This window comes from Polaromonas sp. P1_G4 (assembly GCF_056405475.1).
This window is the reverse complement of sequence record NZ_JBFUCA010000834.1, coordinates 1-1,228: the sequence shown is the minus strand read 5'-3', so window position 1 is coordinate 1,228 and position 1,228 is coordinate 1. Positions and strand designations below refer to the sequence as shown.

Below are 1,228 nucleotides of genomic sequence, written 5' to 3'. Positions count from 1 at the left end.
CATCAACGACCGCCATCTGCCCGACAAGGCCATTGACGTGATCGATGAAGCCGGCGCTGCCCAGCGTATCCTGCCCGCGTCCAAACGCAAGAAGATCATCACCAAGGCTGAGGTCGAAGAGATCGTCGCCAAGATCGCCCGCATCCCGCCCGCCAATGTCTCCAACGACGACCGCGGCAAGCTGCAGACGCTCGAGCGCGACCTGAAGAGCGTGGTCTTCGGCCAGGACAAGGCCCTTGAAGTGCTGGCCTCGGCCGTCAAGATGGCGCGCTCCGGCCTGGGCAAGGACGACAAGCCGATCGGCTCCTTCYTGTTCTCCGGCCCCACGGGCGTCGGCAAGACGGAAGCTGCCAAGCAACTGGCTTACATCATGGGCATCGAGTTGATCCGCTTCGACATGTCCGAGTACATGGAACGCCACGCCGTGAGCCGCCTGATTGGCGCACCTCCGGGTTACGTCGGTTTTGACCAGGGTGGCCTGCTGACCGAGGCCATCACGAAGAAGCCGCACGCCGTGCTGCTGCTTGACGAGATCGAAAAGGCGCACCCGGACATCTTCAACGTGTTGCTGCAGGTCATGGACCACGGCACGCTGACGGACAACAACGGGCGCAAGGCCGATTTCCGCAACGTCATCATCGTCATGACCACCAACGCCGGTGCCGAGACGATGAACAAGGCGACCATCGGCTTTACCAACCCGCGCGAGTCCGGCGACGAGATGGCCGACATCAAGCGCCTGTTCACGCCCGAGTTCCGCAACCGCCTGGACGCGACTGTCAGCTTCAAGGCACTGGACGAAACCGTCATCCTGCGCGTGGTCGACAAATTCCTGCTGCAGCTTGAAACGCAACTTGCCGAGAAGAAGGTGGAAGTCACCTTCACCGACACGTTGCGCAAGTACCTCGGCAAGAAGGGCTTTGATCCGCTGATGGGTGCCCGCCCGATGCAGCGCCTGATCCAGGACACGATCCGCCGTGCGCTGGCCGACGAGCTGCTGTTTGGCCGGCTGACCGACGGTGGCCGCCTGACGGTGGACATRAAGGTCACGACGGACGAGAAGGGCGTTGAGACCGGGGAAGTCCAGCTCGACATCCAGCCGCTGCCCAAGAAGGAAGGCAAAGCCAAGCCGGAAGCCGAAGCGGCAGAGACCAACTGACCATTTCGCGGATCCACCAATCCAGCGGAGCGGATAGTTCCGCGCACCCAAAAAAGGCCGGTAGCATCA

At 62.2% G+C, this 1,228-nt stretch carries 1 protein-coding gene; it reads left to right on the top strand.

Features of this window, described 5'->3' with window-relative positions:
* The coding region (locus AC1D1X_RS23785) for an AAA family ATPase (protein WP_477699410.1) at positions 1 to 1,159 on the top strand (1,159 nt) is incomplete at its 5' end.
* Positions 1,160 to 1,228: the final 69 nt, after the last annotated feature.